The sequence below is a fragment of the Exiguobacterium sp. s166 genome, from assembly GCF_018618855.1.
Classification (GTDB): domain Bacteria; phylum Bacillota; class Bacilli; order Exiguobacteriales; family Exiguobacteriaceae; genus Exiguobacterium_A.
Window position 1 is genome coordinate 1 of record NZ_JACSMU010000008.1, and the last position, 15,688, is coordinate 15,688.

Genomic DNA, 15,688 nt, shown 5'->3' on the forward strand with positions numbered 1-15,688 from the left:
CCCGTTCCCATGCCGAACACGGAAGTTAAGCACTTGAACGCCGAAAGTAGTTGGGGGCTTCCCCCTGTGAGGATAGGACGTTGCCAGGCCAATAAAGGACCGATCTGCATTTTGCAGGTCGGTTTTTCTTTAAAAAAACAGTTAGAAAAATGATGTCAGTATAAGTTCTTTTAAGAAAAACAACAAGAAAATGAAATAAAGCTTGTCTTTTTTAAAAGTACATGTTATATTAATATCTGTCGAAACGTTATATCATCGCGGGGTGGAGCAGTCTGGTAGCTCGTTGGGCTCATAACCCAAAGGTCGTCGGTTCAAATCCGGCCCCCGCAACCAATTTTTATAATTCAAATCCGAAACGTTTATCGTCGCGGGGTGGAGCAGTCTGGTAGCTCGTTGGGCTCATAACCCAAAGGTCGTCGGTTCAAATCCGGCCCCCGCAACCAATTTTAAACTTAACTTCAACTTTACTACGAAACGTTCAGCGTTTCGTATTTTTTTTTGCCTTTTTTGTTCGGTACAATGGAGTAAGAGAAAAGGAGGAGGGACATCGATGATGGAACTTGAAATGACGAGTCTTGAACAAACGACGACGCTTGCCGTTGAACTGGGCCACCGTGCCTTTAAAGGAATGGTCGTGACACTGGATGGTGACTTGGGAGCAGGAAAGACGACGTTTACACAAGGGTTCGCGAAAGGACTTGGGGTAACACGCAACGTCAACAGTCCCACGTTTACAATCATGAAAGTTTATGCCGGACGACTACCGCTCTATCATATGGATGTCTATCGTCTCGAAGGCGGCGATGATATTGGTCTTGAAGAGTATTTAAATGGAGATGGTGTCGCGGTCGTCGAATGGTCGGAATTGATTGCCGACGTCCTTCCGCCAGAACGTCTTGTGATTACGATCGAACGGACAGGTGATGATTCACGCCGTTTTCGTTTGGAGCCGATCGGTGAGCAGTACATCCAATTATGTGAGGAGTTAAACCAATGAAAATCGTAGCGATTGATACATCGACGAAACAACTGTCTGTTGCGTTGTCGGACGGACAACAGATTTTGGCAGAAGCCTCTTATGTGACGTCTTTGAACCATGCGACAAAACTGATGCCGCTGCTCGAACGGATGATGCAGGAAGTCAACTGGTCGCCGCAGGATTTAACTCGTATCGTCATCGCCGACGGTCCCGGCTCTTATACCGGTCTCCGGATCGGGGCAACGACAGCTAAGACACTGGCTTATACGCTAGGAATCGATTTAGTGCCGGTCTCGACACTTGAGTTAATGGCAGCTTCAGCAGGGTTAACCGGACGGATCGTAGCGATTCAGGATGCCCGCCGTGGAACCGGATTCGTCGGTTTCTATGAAGAGGGGCAATTGATAGGCGAAGAACAGCATACGGTTGTTGCTGAATTCGTCAAAACGCTGCCGGAAGATACGAAGATGACAGGTGATACAGACAAGTTCGTAACGGAACTTGAACCGTTTACGATCGTGAGCCCGGCCTTCCGTTCACCGCGGGCGGGTGTCCTTGCGTTGCTTGGTGCTACCCGTGAACCGGTTGAAGTCCATTCGTTTGAGCCGCGTTACTTACGTCTCACGGAAGCAGAAGCAAAATGGATTGAGGCACAACGTCATGACTAATGTCTCCGTTCGAAAAATGACGGTTATGGATGCACCTGGTGTGCATGCCGTGGAACTCGAATCTTTTGCGACACCGTGGACACTGGAATCATTCATTGCGGAGATGACACAAAATCCGAATGCGTATTACCTGGTCGCAGAGACGGATGAAATCATTGGATTCGCAGGGCTATGGCACATTGCTGATGAAGGCCATATCACGAACGTCGCCGTTAAACAAAAGGCACGTGGTCGTGGAATCGGTGAGACATTGCTGGTTGCGTTAATTGAACAAGCCAGACAATTAGGATTACGGGCGATGACGCTTGAAGTACGTGTATCGAATACACCGGCACGGACACTGTATGAGAAACTGGGCTTTTTATATGCCGGAACGAGAAAACGGTATTATCAAGATAATAATGAAGATGCAGCCATCTATTGGCTGGAGCTGGAAGGAGACGAGTGATGACACAGCCGTTGATATTAGCCATTGAATCAAGTTGTGATGAGACAGCTGCGGCTGTCGTCCGCGGAGGAACAGACGTCTTATCGAATGTCGTATCTTCCCAAATTGAAAGCCATAAACGTTTTGGAGGAGTTGTCCCGGAAGTCGCATCCCGTCATCATGTGGAACGCATCACGTATGTCATTGACGATGCGTTAACGGAAGCCGGTGTCACGATGGATGACATCGATGCGATTGCCGTTACGGAAGGACCCGGTCTTGTCGGTGCATTACTCGTCGGTGTCAGTGCAGCAAAAGCGTTGGCATTCGCACACAGTAAGCCGCTTCTCGGTGTCCATCACATCGCCGGTCACATCTATGCCAACCGTTTGGAACAAGAGCTCCACTTTCCTCTCGTCTGCTTGATTGCATCCGGCGGACATACAGAATTGATTTACATGCCGGAAGACGGCGTGTATGAAGTCATCGGTGAAACCCGGGATGATGCGGCGGGAGAAGCCTATGATAAAGTAGCACGGACGTTAAAACTTCCTTATCCCGGCGGTCCCCGGATTGATCAACTGGCGCAAACCGGTCAGGACACATTCCATTTCCCGCGGATTTGGCTCGAGAAAGAGTCGTATGACTTCAGCTTCAGCGGACTCAAATCTTCTGTCATCAATGCGGTTCATAACGCCGAACAACGCGGCGAAGTAATCATTCCGGAAGACTTGGCTGCCAGTTTTCAGGCGAGCGTCGTCGAAGTGCTTGTTACGAAAGCAATCCGTGCCGTTAAGGAAAAGGGCGGCAAACAGTTGCTTGTTGCGGGTGGCGTCGCCGCCAACCGCGGACTGCGGGCAGGATTGACGGAAGCCTGTTCACGTGAAGGCATCGAGCTGGTCATTCCGCCGATGCATTTATGCGGTGACAATGCCGCGATGATTGGAGCGGCAGCGATTCACCCTTACCGGGCAGGCCGCCAATCGACACTTGCCATGAATGCCGAACCTGGGCTAGATTTAAAGTAAGGAATTCGAAAGACATGGGGGAAAAATGGAATGAAAAAAGTCATCATCGTGTTATTAGGTGTACTTGTCATTGTCGCAATCGGCTTACAGATTCGTGAAATCGTCAATGCTTATCAAATCGCCTATAAAGAAGAGCTTGTCCCTGATAAAAAGGCGGTCGAGACGAATACGAAGCAAAAGCCGTTGTATGAAATCGGTCGTGCGGAAGGTGAAAAGACACGGATTGAAAAACTGTACGCCTTTGATCAAACCGTCGATGGCGAGCTGAAGAATGTTGTGATTGTCGACCGGAAGTATGGTTTGACGAACAAAGCGAGTGATGACTTCTTTATGATTGCACCGGGAAAACCGGCAACCGGACAGGAGAAAAAATCATTCCAACCGATGATTGATCGTCTCGATGGACAGCAGGTTCAGGCGGAAGTCATCTCAAAACACCAGGTCGTTGCCAATGAAAACAATAAAAAACGGACGTTGACGTTGTATAAAGTGTTCTATAAAGATACCGACCAAAAAGAATACCTGTTCTTTATCGAAAAAGACGGTGGACTGAAGCTTGATCTCTTCAAAAAAGGCTACTCACGTCTGTCTAATTATTAAATGAAAAGCGATGTTCACCTGGGTCTAGGTAAACATCGCTTTTTTCATTTCCATTCCAGCAAGCCGGTTAGATCATCATAAATACTGTCCGGATCAAGATTCAATTCTTCGACGGGCAGACCCGACCGGTTGATCCAGGCTGTCCGAAAACCAAAACTTTTAGCGCCGGTAATGTCCCAGCCGTTCGACGACATGAACAGGATTTCTTCCCGTTTGAGACCTAACGTATTGAGCGCATGCATGTAAGAAGCCGGTGTCGGCTTATACTGTTTAATGTCATCCACACTGATGATGTGATTAAACCGTCCGGAGAGACCAGACTGTTCAATCAATGGATCAAGCATATCGTGGGAACCGTTTGAGAAGACAGCCAGTTGTTTATCACTCATCTGCTCTAAGACGGAATCGACTTCCGGATAATGATCGAGCTTTAAATAGACTTCCATCAAGGCGGCAATGTTTTCTTCCGTGACGTGTAGCTTCAGTTGCAGTAAGGCATAACGGAGTGCATCGCGCGTCACTTGGCTGAACGGGACGTACTGGCCGTTCAACTGACGTAAGAAGGAATATTCCAGCTGTTTTTGACGCCAGGCCTGGCTGATGGCTTCGCCGTGCTCCGGGTAGAGTTCCTCTGCTTTGACTTTGACGGAGTGGACATCAAACAATGTACCGTAGACATCGAAGACCAGTGCTTTAATCGGTTGTGTCATGTTAATCACCTTTCTGAGTTACACGTTATCTGTATCTAGTTCCCGAAAACAGTCTCAGCTGAAACGCATATTCCAAAAGCCGCTAAAAGCGTAACTCGAGTAGGATTCGGGAACGGAATAGAGAAGACAAAAGTTATTTGGAAAAGACAGGAGATGTTTTTTTGACACGTCAGCAGCAAATATTCCGGATTTTGTTCCTTATCCTCATCGTGGGCGGTCTGATCTGGTTCAGCCGTTCCTATCTCAAGCTCAGTCCGACAGATATTAAGGGCTGGATTTTATCGTTCGGGATGTGGGCGCCGATTCTGTATATTTTACTTTATACGATTCGTCCGCTGATTTTCTTCCCGGCATCCGTCCTGTCAATCACAGGTGGTCTTGCGTTTGGTGCCTGGCTCGGGACGCTGTACACGGTCATCGGAGCGACTCTCGGTGCTATCGTTGCTTTTTTAGTCGCGCAAAAGCTTGGAAACAGACTGATTAAGAAAAAGGAACAGGCGGGAAAAATCGAACAGATTCAGCAACAGCTCGAAAAGAACGGATTCATCTATGTGTTGATCTTCCGTCTGTTGCCAATCTTCAACTTCGATTTGATCAGCTATGCCGCCGGACTATCGAAAGTCCGGTTGCTGTCCTTTTTCCTCGCGACGTTGCTCGGAATCATCCCCGGGACATTTGCCTATAACTTTTTAGGCAGCAGCATCGTCTCGAAGGATCCGCAACTCATCATCGGTGCGATTGTCGTCTTTCTTGTGTTGACGATTGTTCCTTGGTATCTCCAAAAACGCTGGAAAACAAAAAAGAACCTTGGCTGAAGTCGAGGTTCTTTCCGGTTAAGCGTGAAGCCGTTGTGCCCGGACAAAAAATTCATTCGCGAACGTACGACAGGCGGCTTGTTTCTCGGGTGTATCGGGATCAAACTCAATCTTCAGCCCAGGGACGACGATCGTCGCGCCGGCAGATGCAAGCGTCTGTTCCAATGTATCGACGGCTGCACAGTATTTAGGATAATCCAAGTCGCCGGAGCCAAAGGCAGCAGCGGCTAAGCCGTTTAACGTACTTTCCCCCAACTCGTCGACGAAATCTTCAGCTTCGTATGGCAAATCACCGTCTCCCCATGTATACGAGCCGAGTAGCACGGCATCATACTGAGAGAAGTCAGATGGATATAACTGATCAAGCTCTTGTATATGAACCGTACAGCCCTTGCGTTCGAGTTCCGCCCGCAAAAGGTGCACGATATCTTCTGTATTGCCGGACATGCTGACAAAACCAATCATGATGTTCATCTGAATCATCCTTTCTCCAAAACATGAACATCTTTAGTTTAATTGATAATCGTTCTCAATACAAACGGAAATAAAAGCCTCTCCCAAATGGAGAGACTTTTCATGTCAGTCTTGGAGCTCGGCCCATTCTTCGATTGAACGAATGACAGGTTCAAGCTGACGACCTTTGTCAGTCAAACTGTATTGAATTTTAATCGGACGTTCCGGAATGACGGTCCGGATGACAATACCTTCCGCCTCAAGTTCCTTCATGCGCTCCGTCAGCATACGACCAGATAACTCTGGAATCGCATCTTGAATTTCGTTGAAACGACAGGTCTTCGTCATGAGATGACGTAAAATCAAGCCCGTCCACTTCTTGCCCAAAATTTCAAAGGCATGTTCGACTTTCGGACAAAGGGCAGTCGGAATCAATGTTTCTTCCATCAGCACTCATCCTTTCTATAGTCTTAGTATACCCACTCTGATTCAAAATTACGAATTATTTTACTTAAAGTAATAAAATAAACAAAAACAAATCTGTTTACTTTTAGTAAGTGTTAGTTTATAGTCGTATTTAGGTTACTAAAAGTAATTAAAAAACATTAAGTAAAAGGAGTTTTGATCAAGATGATGGATTTAGGATTATTTCTTATTCGATTGGTGATTGGATTAACATTTGCAGCACACGGGACACAAAAATTGTTTGGCTGGTTCGGCGGGCACGGGATTGCAGGGACGGGCGGCTGGTTCGAATCGATCGGGATGAAACCGGGTAAAATGCTTGCGCTTACGGCAGGACTGGCAGAACTGATTGGTGGTTTACTATTTGCCGGTGGATTGTTCTTATGGTTCGCGGCAGCACTGATTATCGGGTCGATGCTCGTTGCAATCATCAAGGTGCACGGGCAAAATGGTTACTGGGTGACACAGAACGGGTACGAATATAACATGGCACTGATCGTCATCGCCCTTGGCGTCGCCTTGATTGGTGCCGGAGACTATTCACTCGCAGCCATGCTCGGGTGATCAGAGAAAGCGGGTAAAAAGATGAAGTTTGATGCACAGTCACTCAGTCCAAAAGAAAACTATAAATTGTTGATCGGGAGTATCATCCCGAGACCGATTGCCTTTGTCACGACGAAAGGAGCGGACGGAACGGTCAATGCCGCCCCGTTTTCCTTCTTCACCGTCGCTTCGAGCCATCCGCCGCAACTGTTGATTGCCGTCCAAAAGACGGATCAGGGCGAAAAAGACACCGCTAAAAATATTTTGTTGAATAAAGAGTTCGTTATCCATATCGTCAGTGAAGAGATTGTCGAAGCCGTCAATGAAACGGCAGCACCTCTTGCTTACGGGGAAAGTGAATTGAACCGGACGAATCTTACGCTGATCGACAGCGATTTGATTGATGTCCCGGCGGTCGCGGAAGCGAAAATCCGGTTTGAGCTGAAACTGTCACAACACATTGAACTGGAAACAGCTGACTTATTAATCGGCGAAGTCATCCGGTATCATGTCGCGGATGAACTCGAGGAGTCGTTCCGGATTGATGCCGACGGTTTAAAAGCAATTGCCCGTCTTGCCGGCAATGATTATGCGAAAATCGGTGATATCTTCACAATTACCCGTCCAACGAAATAAGATAAAGTCATGCCAAATAGACGAGGGAAGCAGATTCGATGTCTGCTTCCCTCGTCTATTTTTTGTTGCTTACTCCATGTTATGGCGTTTACTGTACTGGAAACCGTCGAGTAGATAAAACAGGACGGCGAGCGCCCAAATCCCGACACAGCTGATTAAAAAGGCCGCTAATGGGGAGACGGCACCGTAATACATGATGATCATCGGATCATTCAGTTCGACGAACGACTGAATCGTCAGCAACGTGCAGATCAGACCGGATAATAAACTGATGAACAGTCCGCTCCATGTCTGAATGACAAGACCGATCATACAGGAAATCAGGATAAACAACGGATAAACGGCATTAAACGCATCCGGACGAATGAAAGCCGAGACGTAGTCCGCATACATCGGAACGAAGTAGAGGACACCGGACAATAGTCCTTGGATCAGATTGATCAGATAACTTTTCGAGCGCATCAGTGGAACGACTCCCACTGTTCCATCAAATCAAGCAAGTCGACATCAATCTGATCGCGTTCTGCCGAAAGGGCGGTCGCTTTCGGAATATCATTAAAGACTTCCGGTTCGCACAACAACTGTTCGATTTCGACCGACCGGTTCTCCAACCGTTCAATTTCTTGTTCGAGCTTCTCCAGCTGTTGTTTCTTTTTGCGCGCTTCTTTTTGCGCCTCTTTATCAATCGTCTTCGTCGAAGCGACTTTGATCGCTTTCGCTTCTTCTGCTTCGAGGCGGGCGATTTCTTCCTTCTCGGCTTTTTTCTCCATATAATACGAGTAGTCACCGAGGTAATCGGTCACGCCGTCTGTACTCATCTCGATGACACGTGTCGCGACGCGGTCGATGAAGTAACGGTCGTGGGAGACGAACAGTAACGTGCCTTCGTAATCGACAAGTGCATTTTCGAGGACCATTTTCGAATCAAGATCCAGGTGGTTCGTCGGCTCATCCAGCACAAGCAGATTCGTTTTCCGTAACTTCAGCTTCGCGAGCGCCAGACGTCCGCGTTCACCGCCCGACAATTCATGGACGAGCTTGAAGACATCATCGCCGCTGAACAGGAACTGCCCGAGAACGGACCGGACTTCCTGTTCGCGCATCAACGGCCATTCGTTCCAAATTTCATCAATGACCCGATTGCGGTCGTTCAGTTCCGCCTGCTCCTGATCGTAGTAGCCAATCGAGACGCCAGTACCGAAACGATAGTCACCGAACAGCGGTTTCAGACGGCCGACAAGCACTTTCAGTAACGTCGACTTGCCGATTCCGTTTGGTCCGACAAGCGCCAGTGATTCCGCACGTTGCAGCCGGAACGTAATGTTTTTCGAGACGGCTTCTTCGTAGCCGACAGCGAGTTGATTGACCTGCAGCACATCATTGCCGCTCTGCTTTTCAATCGGGAATGACAGAACCGTACTGCGTTCGTCACCGTCCGGACGGTCGATCCGGTCGACTTTTTCGAGACGCTTGCGGACACTTTGCGCCCGTTTCGTCGTCGTCGCACGGGCGATGTTACGCTGGATGAAGTCCTGCATCTTCGCGATGTCTTCCTGCTGCTGTTCGAACTGTTTCATTTCCTGTTCGTACAGTGCCGCTTTTTGTTCGAGATACTTCGTATAGTTGCCTGTGAATTTCCGCGACACGTTCCGGGACAATTCATAGACGACGTTGACGACTTGATCGAGGAAATAGCGGTCATGGGAAACGATCAGGACAGCACCACGGTAACCGGACAGGTAGCTTTCGAGCCAGGACAACGTATCGATGTCGAGGTGATTGGTCGGCTCATCGAGAATCAACAGTTCCGGTGCCTGGAGTAACATCTTCGCCAGGGCAATCCGGGTCCGCTGTCCACCGGAAAGCGTCTGAATCCGGCGGGAATAATCGTCCGGATAAAAACGCATCCCGTGTAAGACAGAGCGGATGTTGGCTTCGAACTGATAGCCGCCGGCTTCCGAGAAGTCGTGTTGCGCTTGATCGTACGTTTTCAGGAGACGGTCATAGGCAGTCGGATCATTTAAAATGTGCTCCATGCCCATTTCGATTTCCATCCGACGAAGCGCCCGTTCCTGATCCTGCAGATGCTCAAAGACGGTCAGCATCTCGTTCCAAATCGATTCGTTCGACTCGAGTCCGCTGTCCTGCGCGAGATAACCAATCCGGACTTCCTTGCTTTTCATGATCTCCCCCGAGTCATGTGACAGCTCCCCGGCGATGATTTTTAAAAGTGTCGATTTTCCGGCACCGTTTCGTCCGACGAGGGCAATCCGGTCCCGTTCCTGTACTTCGAGTTTAATATTGTCTAAAATCGGCTCTACGCCGAATGATTTTGAGAGTTGGTTTACTTGTAAGAGAATCATATCCATCCATCCTTCCACCCTTTAGTCTATCACGAAAAATCCTGCCGAATATAATATTTGTTACTCTATGTGAAGTGGTTTACAATCAAGGAGAGTAGAATTCTTTGCATTGATTTGGGTGCCACGTCAGAACGTGGCCGAAGGGGGAACTGCAGTATGAATGGGCCAGACACAAAAATACCACAAGCAACGGCGAAACGACTGCCGTTATATTATCGTTTTATCCAAAGTCTCTATAACTCCGGCAAGCTGCGCGTCTCGTCAGCAGAGCTCAGCGAAGCGGTCAAAGTCGACTCTGCGACGATCCGTCGTGACTTTTCCTACTTTGGGGCGTTAGGGAAAAAAGGGTACGGTTATAACGTTCAACATTTGTTAACATTTTTCCGAAAGACACTCAACCAAGACGAGGTCACGAATGTCGCCTTAATCGGGGTCGGACATCTCGGAACAGCGTTTGCAAATTATAACTTTTTAAAGAATAATAGTACTCGTATCGTCATCGCGTTTGACGCCGATGAAGACAAGGTCGGAACAACGACGCAGGACGTTCCGATTTATCACGTCTCGGATATGAAAGAACAAATCAAAGCGAACCATGTCGATGTCGCCATCTTGACGGTACCGTCGCAGTTCGCGCAGTCAGTAGCGGATGAGTTAGTTGAGTACGGTGTGACCGGCATTCTGAACTTTACACCGGCCCGGTTGAATGTCCCGGCCCACGTCCGGGTGCATCACATCGATCTGTCAATCGAGCTGCAGTCGCTCGTCTATTTCATGAAGCATTATTCGCAATCAGCTGAAGGAGTGAAATCATAATGGAAAACTTAATCCCGTTAACACTTGGTATTGGACCGGCAAGCATCGCCTTGATCGGTGTCGTCGCCCTCATTATCTTCGGACCGAAGAAATTACCGGAACTCGGCCGCGCGGCCGGTCAAACGTTAAAAGAGTTCAAGAGTGCGACACACGGCATCATGGAAGATGATAAGGATAAAAAGGACGAAATGAAAGAGAAGTGAGTGAATCATGGCGATCGATCAAGAACAGAGTGTGACATCGCACTTAGATGAACTGCGTAAGCGGATCATCTGGTCGCTCATCATCGTGGTAGTCATGTTTATCGCAGCCTTTCCGCTCGTCCGGCCGCTCGTCCGTTTCTTACAGGCCGACTTAAAGGAACTCGGAATCGGTTTAAATGCGTTTAACGTCGTTGATCCATTGATGTTATATCTGAATCTTGCGTTCATCATCGCAATCGTCTTGGCGTCCCCGTTTTGGATGTATCAGCTTTGGGCGTTCATCCGTCCCGGTCTGCACGATCAAGAACAAAAAGCGACGTTGACGTACATTCCCGTGACGTTTTTCTTATTCCTCGCGGGCGTTTCCTTTTCTTATTTTTGGCTGTTGCCGTTTTTACTTGAAGTATCAACGGAACTCGGACAAGAGCTTGGGATTGAACAGGTCATCGGTGTCGAGAACTATTTCAGTTTCCTGATCCGGTTGACGATTCCGTTTGGTCTGTTGTTCCAGTTACCAGTCGTGACGATGTTTTTGACACGGCTCGGACTCGTAACGCCGTTCTTCATGCGGAAGAATCGGAAGTATGCGTATTTTGCGTTGTTCGTGATCGCGGCGTTGATCTCACCGCCCGACATTACGTCGCATTTGATGATTTCTGTTCCTTTGTTCATCCTCTATGAAATCAGTATCATCATCTCGGCACGGACGTATAAAAAAGTGCTGATCCTGGAGCAACAGGCTGAACTCGAACGACAGGCAGATATGATGCGTGAATTGAACAAATAACGGAAGATTCTCCTTTGCCGGTAAGGTGAGGGAGATTTTTTTGTAAGCGGTCTAATTTTATATTGAAAAAATGAACAGCAATGGGTATACTCATTATAGAAACACACGGGGGCTTAGCTCAGCTGGGAGAGCGTTTGGCTGGCAGCCAAAAGGTCGTCGGTTCGAGCCCGATAGTCTCCATATTGCTTTACCTGCCGAAACCTTGGGAAACCAAGGTTTTTTTTGTCCTTTTTTATTCACCTGTAAGAAATAGATAAGGGAATATAAGGATTTATTCATTTTGTGATGTAATAAACAAACAAATATTTTTAAAAAGCACCAAATTTAAATTGTATATTAAGCGAAAGTTAATTAAACTAAAAATACAGAATTTTCGTTTAATACGTTTTTGCTCCACATTACATTTTTGGAAAAGAGGAAAAGGAATGAAGAAAAAGAAGATTGCTCTGATGGCGGCTGCCCTCATGACATCTTCCAGCCTAGTTCATGCTGAGGGACACGTGTCATCACAAAAAGTGGATGTACAAAAGCCACAAGCACTCTCACTGAAAAAAGCGGGTCAAGAAAAGTCATACAGTCAAAACGAAAAAGTACGGATTGTCGTCGAGCTCGATCAAAAAGCAGCGATTGAACACGCGCAGGCACAAAATAAGCGTTACAGCACGTTAAGCAACACGGAAAAAATTATTCTTAAGAATCAAATCGTCAACAAACAGAAGGAAGTCAAAGCGGCAATTGCCCAAAAAGACATTTCTGTTTCGTATAAAGAAAGCTTCACGACCGTATTGAACGGGTTCAGCGGGGAAGTCAAATATGGTAAAATCAAGGAACTGAAAAAATTAAGCGGGGTCAAAAACGTACATATCGCACACGAATATGCGCGTCCGGAAGTCGAAAAGGGCGCAACACCAAACATGTTACATAGTAAAGACATGGTCAATGCGAAGCAGACATGGCAGGACTACGGCTATAAAGGGGAAGGAACGATCGTTGCCGTCATCGATACGGGAATCGATCCGACGCACAAGGACATGGTCCTCAGTCCGGAGACGAAAGTCGATTTGACGTCGTCAAAAGTCGAAAGCTTTAAATCGTCAAAAGGTTTAAAAGGAAACTACTTCACGGAAAAAGTACCGTACGGCTATAACTATGCGGATCATGACAGCGAAATCCGTGATCTTGGGCCAGGCGCTTCGATGCACGGGATGCACGTCGCCGGTACAGTGGGTGCCAACGGCGATGAAACGAACGGTGGAATCAAAGGGGTTGCACCGGAAACACAACTCCTCGCGATGAAGGTCTTCGGCAATGATCCAGGGATGCCGTCGACATTCAGTGATATCTATATCAAAGCGATTGATGATGCGATTGCGCTAGGAGCAGACGTCATCAACATGAGTCTTGGTTCAACGGCATCCTTCGTCCAAAAAGATGATCCGGAACAAAAAGCAATCGTCAATGCGATGAACAACGGTATTTTATGTGCAATTTCAGCCGGGAACTCGGCATTCGCCGGAAGCGGCGCCGGAAACCCGTACGCGTCGAATCCAGACGTCGGTGTCGTCGGCTCGCCGGGCTTAATCAGCGAATCGCTGCAAGTCGCGTCGGTTGAAAACACACAGCTGACACTCGAAGGAATGGCATTGACGGTCGACGGGCAGGACGCAGGTTACCTCGCTTATCAGAAACAAGACTCGCCGAATCCGATTGCGGTCTTTGATAAAGAGAAGATGGATGTCGTCTATGTTGGTGACGGCAGTGAACCGAACTATGCCGGCAAAGACGTCAAGGATAAAGTCGTCTTCGTCGTCCGGAACGGCAGCTTCAACTACGGCATGATTCAAGCGGAAGCCGAGAAACAAGGCGCGGCCGGTGTCATCGTCCGCGGACGTGTCGATCATGGCGATTACGTCAGCATGGCACTTAATAAACCTACGATTCCGCTCGTCTCGTTAAGCATTGCCGACGGAAACGAACTAGAAGCGAAAGCGAAAGACGGCAAGGCATTGACAGTGACGTTTGACGGAAAAGCAGTCTCGACACCAAACCCGGTCGCAGGCGAAATGTCTGACTTCACATCATGGGGTGTGACGCCGAACCTTGACTTCAAGCCGGAAATCACGGCACCGGGCGGGAAAATCTACTCAACACTCAACGATAACGAATATGGCGTCATGAGCGGAACATCGATGGCAGCACCACACGTCGCCGGTGGAACAGCACTCGTCATGCAGCGGATCGACAAGGACTTCAAGGTCAGTGGAGCGACACGTGTCAAACTCGCGAAGACGATTTTAATGAACACGTCACGTCCGCAGCTCGATAAAGGAAAATACAATGCGGAAGCAAAAACCGGTAACTATTATTCTCCGCGTCGTGAAGGTGCCGGACTGATGGACTTACGTGCGGCGATGAAAACACCGGTCGTCGTTACGGAAACGAAGTCGGGTGAAGGAAAAGCCGCCTTGAAACAAGTCGGCGACAAGTTCAGCTTCACGTTAGACCTGAAGAACTACAGCAATGAGAAGTTGACGTATAAACTTGCCGGAACGGTCCAATCGGATCTCGCCGTCCAAGGTCAAAATTTCCTGGAAGCCAACGGTATATTCAAAAAAGGAACAGTTGATGCGGTTGACGCCAACAAAGGCACGTTCCCGATCTCCTTCACGGTCGGCTCGAAGAAAGCAAGTTCAGTCGCGATTAACGCGAAGAGTACAACAAAAGTCAACGTTACGGTTGATTTAAAAGATACAGTCGATTGGGCAAACGGTGCACCGCTTGAGTCAATCTTCGAAAACGGCTACTTCGTCGAAGGATTCGTCCGTCTGATCGATACGAACAGCAAAAATCCTGAGTTGACAGTTCCGTACGTTGGTTTCAAAGGAGCATGGGACAAAGCACCAATCCTTGATGCACCACTCTACGATGACAACACGTTCTACGGCGTCACAGGTCTTGCGACAGAAGTGAAGGATAACTTCAACCTCCTCGGAACGAATGCTGCAGGCGACGTCGTTAAAGAAAAAGTCTCGTTCTCACCAAACGGTGACGGCAGTGCCGATGAGGCCTTCCCGGTCCTGTCATTCTTACGGAATGCGAAAAAAGTCGAGTACTCGATTCTTGACCGCAATAAATCAACACTCCGCAAACTCGAAACGCAGTCAGACGTCATCAAAAACTATTACGATGGCGGATCGGAAGATGGTTTCACACCGGTGACGAATGCGGCGTGGGATGGAACGGTCAACGGTTCAAAAGTCAAAGATGGTCTGTACTACTACCAAGTGAAATCGGTCGTCGATTATCCGAATGCGAAATGGCAGACGGCTCTATTCCCGATCTACATCGATACGAAAATTCCGGCTGCGACTGTTAAATGGGATGCTGACAAAAAAGCAGTTTCCTGGACAGCCGGTGACCAAGGAACGGGTGTCGCTTCATTCGATATCCTGGTCGACGGAAAAAGTGTCTTGAAACAGCCGCTCGCTCCGTCTGTTAAAAACTACACGCTGACGGATCTGCCAAGCCGGGCGAAAGTCACGTTCGTCGTATCAGATTATGCCGGTAACAGCGTGAAGAAAAACGTCAATACATCAGGTGTCGATAAAGCCGTTCCGAATGTCCAGATCGATACACCGGAAGCACTGGGCTTAACGACATCACAACAAGTGAATGTCTCAGGAAACGTTTCTGATGAGACTGGCGTCAAATCATTCAAAATTAACGGAAAAGCCGTTAAATTACGCTGGGATGCGGTTCAACAACACTATGCATTCAGCCATGACATCACGTATACGACGGATGGTGTGAAGTCGTTTAAAGTCGAAGCCTATGATGGAAAAGGTAATCGTGTTGCCTTCAGCCGTCAAGTCATCATCGACTCGGAGCGTCCGACAATCCGTGTGACAGCACCAAAAACGGTTTCAAGCAAAACGAAAACAGCTAAGATGACGATCGTCCTGCGCGACAACTACGATGAGTTACGCTTTGATCTGAACGGTAATGCCGAATACCGCCGTTCGTTCAAAGAACCGTATGAAATGCGTGCCTTCAAGAAAACAATCTACAAGACTGTTACCTTGAAAAAAGGTCAAAACGTCTACAACTTGAAATTAAAAGACCTCGGCGGCCATGTCGTCGAGAAGAAAGTCGTCATCACGAAGAAGTAAGGATTTGAAAGCAGTGTTGGTTCCGG

General features: G+C 48.0%; 17 protein-coding genes, 3 tRNA genes and 1 rRNA gene. 16 read left to right on the plus strand and 5 right to left on the minus strand.

What is annotated here, in order from left to right; translation table 11 throughout:
- From rrf to KNP93_RS13865, 8 genes are all read left to right on the plus strand, one after another.
- Nucleotides 1-89 (plus strand): 5S ribosomal RNA (rrf, locus tag KNP93_RS13830); the annotation flags it as partial.
- Between the two features lie 167 nt (nucleotides 90-256).
- A tRNA-Met gene (locus KNP93_RS13835) sits at nucleotides 257-333 on the plus strand.
- A 33-nt stretch (nucleotides 334-366) separates the two neighbouring features.
- Nucleotides 367-443: transfer RNA gene (locus tag KNP93_RS13840), tRNA-Met, on the plus strand.
- Nucleotides 444-550: 107 nt separating this feature from the next.
- Entirely contained in the window at nucleotides 551-997 is a 447-nt protein-coding gene (tsaE, locus tag KNP93_RS13845) for a tRNA (adenosine(37)-N6)-threonylcarbamoyltransferase complex ATPase subunit type 1 TsaE (protein WP_131971964.1), read from the plus strand.
- Entirely contained in the window at nucleotides 994-1,647 is a 654-nt protein-coding gene (gene tsaB / locus KNP93_RS13850; protein ID WP_131971968.1) for a tRNA (adenosine(37)-N6)-threonylcarbamoyltransferase complex dimerization subunit type 1 TsaB, read from the plus strand. Before tsaE ends, tsaB begins: the two co-directional genes overlap by 4 nt.
- Entirely contained in the window at nucleotides 1,640-2,095 is a 456-nt protein-coding gene (gene rimI / locus KNP93_RS13855) for a ribosomal protein S18-alanine N-acetyltransferase (protein ID WP_131502480.1), read from the plus strand. The genes tsaB and rimI overlap by 8 nt, the downstream gene beginning before the upstream one ends.
- Complete coding sequence (gene tsaD / locus KNP93_RS13860) at nucleotides 2,095-3,102, plus strand: tRNA (adenosine(37)-N6)-threonylcarbamoyltransferase complex transferase subunit TsaD (protein ID WP_131971971.1); 1,008 nt, start codon at nucleotides 2,095-2,097, stop codon at nucleotides 3,100-3,102. The genes rimI and tsaD overlap by 1 nt, the downstream gene beginning before the upstream one ends.
- A gap of 30 nt (nucleotides 3,103-3,132) precedes the next feature.
- Nucleotides 3,133-3,702, plus strand: coding sequence for a hypothetical protein (locus KNP93_RS13865; RefSeq protein ID WP_131971974.1), 570 nt, complete (start codon nucleotides 3,133-3,135; stop codon nucleotides 3,700-3,702).
- 44 nt (nucleotides 3,703-3,746) lie between these two features.
- On the opposite strand, the gene KNP93_RS13870 is transcribed toward KNP93_RS13865, so the two are convergent.
- Nucleotides 3,747-4,412 (minus strand): haloacid dehalogenase type II, encoded by a 666-nt coding sequence (locus tag KNP93_RS13870; protein ID WP_131502477.1) that lies wholly within the window; start codon nucleotides 4,410-4,412, stop codon nucleotides 3,747-3,749.
- A gap of 161 nt (nucleotides 4,413-4,573) precedes the next feature.
- Here KNP93_RS13870 and KNP93_RS13875 point away from each other — a divergent pair, with 161 nt between their 5' ends.
- Nucleotides 4,574-5,227, plus strand: coding sequence for a TVP38/TMEM64 family protein (locus tag KNP93_RS13875; RefSeq protein ID WP_131502476.1), 654 nt, complete (start codon nucleotides 4,574-4,576; stop codon nucleotides 5,225-5,227).
- Between the two features lie 18 nt (nucleotides 5,228-5,245).
- Here the strand turns inward: KNP93_RS13875 and KNP93_RS13880 are convergent, their stop codons facing one another.
- Both KNP93_RS13880 and KNP93_RS13885 read right to left on the minus strand, forming a co-directional pair.
- Nucleotides 5,246-5,701: a flavodoxin gene (locus tag KNP93_RS13880; RefSeq protein ID WP_371819933.1), complete on the minus strand. Its 456-nt coding sequence runs from the start codon at nucleotides 5,699-5,701 to the stop codon at nucleotides 5,246-5,248.
- A gap of 105 nt (nucleotides 5,702-5,806) precedes the next feature.
- The gene (locus tag KNP93_RS13885; RefSeq protein WP_012371654.1) at nucleotides 5,807-6,127 is read right to left on the minus strand and encodes a winged helix-turn-helix transcriptional regulator; all 321 of its coding nucleotides are present in this window, start codon (nucleotides 6,125-6,127) and stop codon (nucleotides 5,807-5,809) included.
- 183 nt (nucleotides 6,128-6,310) lie between these two features.
- Between KNP93_RS13885 and KNP93_RS13890 the strand changes: the two genes are divergently transcribed.
- Entirely contained in the window at nucleotides 6,311-6,709 is a 399-nt protein-coding gene (locus KNP93_RS13890) for a DoxX family protein (RefSeq protein ID WP_131971983.1), read from the plus strand.
- Nucleotides 6,710-6,730: 21 nt separating this feature from the next.
- The gene (locus KNP93_RS13895; protein ID WP_131971986.1) at nucleotides 6,731-7,324 is read left to right on the plus strand and encodes a flavin reductase family protein; all 594 of its coding nucleotides are present in this window, start codon (nucleotides 6,731-6,733) and stop codon (nucleotides 7,322-7,324) included.
- 69 nt (nucleotides 7,325-7,393) lie between these two features.
- Here the strand turns inward: KNP93_RS13895 and KNP93_RS13900 are convergent, their stop codons facing one another.
- Nucleotides 7,394-7,786 carry a hypothetical protein gene (locus KNP93_RS13900; RefSeq protein WP_131971989.1) on the minus strand — a complete coding sequence of 131 codons (393 nt, stop codon included), beginning with the start codon at nucleotides 7,784-7,786 and terminating at the stop codon, nucleotides 7,394-7,396.
- Nucleotides 7,786-9,687, minus strand: coding sequence for an ABC-F family ATP-binding cassette domain-containing protein (locus tag KNP93_RS13905; RefSeq protein ID WP_214855810.1), 1,902 nt, complete (start codon nucleotides 9,685-9,687; stop codon nucleotides 7,786-7,788). Before KNP93_RS13905 ends, KNP93_RS13900 begins: the two co-directional genes overlap by 1 nt.
- A 156-nt stretch (nucleotides 9,688-9,843) precedes the next feature.
- Here KNP93_RS13905 and KNP93_RS13910 point away from each other — a divergent pair, with 156 nt between their 5' ends.
- The 5 genes from KNP93_RS13910 (at nucleotide 9,844) to KNP93_RS13930 (ending at nucleotide 15,662) form a co-directional block, all read left to right on the plus strand.
- Entirely contained in the window at nucleotides 9,844-10,503 is a 660-nt protein-coding gene (locus tag KNP93_RS13910; protein ID WP_012371649.1) for a redox-sensing transcriptional repressor Rex, read from the plus strand.
- Entirely contained in the window at nucleotides 10,503-10,706 is a 204-nt protein-coding gene (locus KNP93_RS13915; protein WP_026827260.1) for a twin-arginine translocase TatA/TatE family subunit, read from the plus strand. Before KNP93_RS13910 ends, KNP93_RS13915 begins: the two co-directional genes overlap by 1 nt.
- A gap of 7 nt (nucleotides 10,707-10,713) precedes the next feature.
- A complete protein-coding gene (gene tatC, locus KNP93_RS13920) occupies nucleotides 10,714-11,493 on the plus strand; it encodes a twin-arginine translocase subunit TatC (RefSeq protein ID WP_131502471.1) in 780 nt (259 codons plus the stop codon).
- Nucleotides 11,494-11,600: 107 nt separating this feature from the next.
- Nucleotides 11,601-11,673 (plus strand) — tRNA-Ala (locus KNP93_RS13925).
- Nucleotides 11,674-11,918: 245 nt separating this feature from the next.
- Complete coding sequence (locus KNP93_RS13930) at nucleotides 11,919-15,662, plus strand: S8 family serine peptidase (RefSeq protein WP_214855812.1); 3,744 nt, start codon at nucleotides 11,919-11,921, stop codon at nucleotides 15,660-15,662.
- Nucleotides 15,663-15,688: the final 26 nt, after the last annotated feature.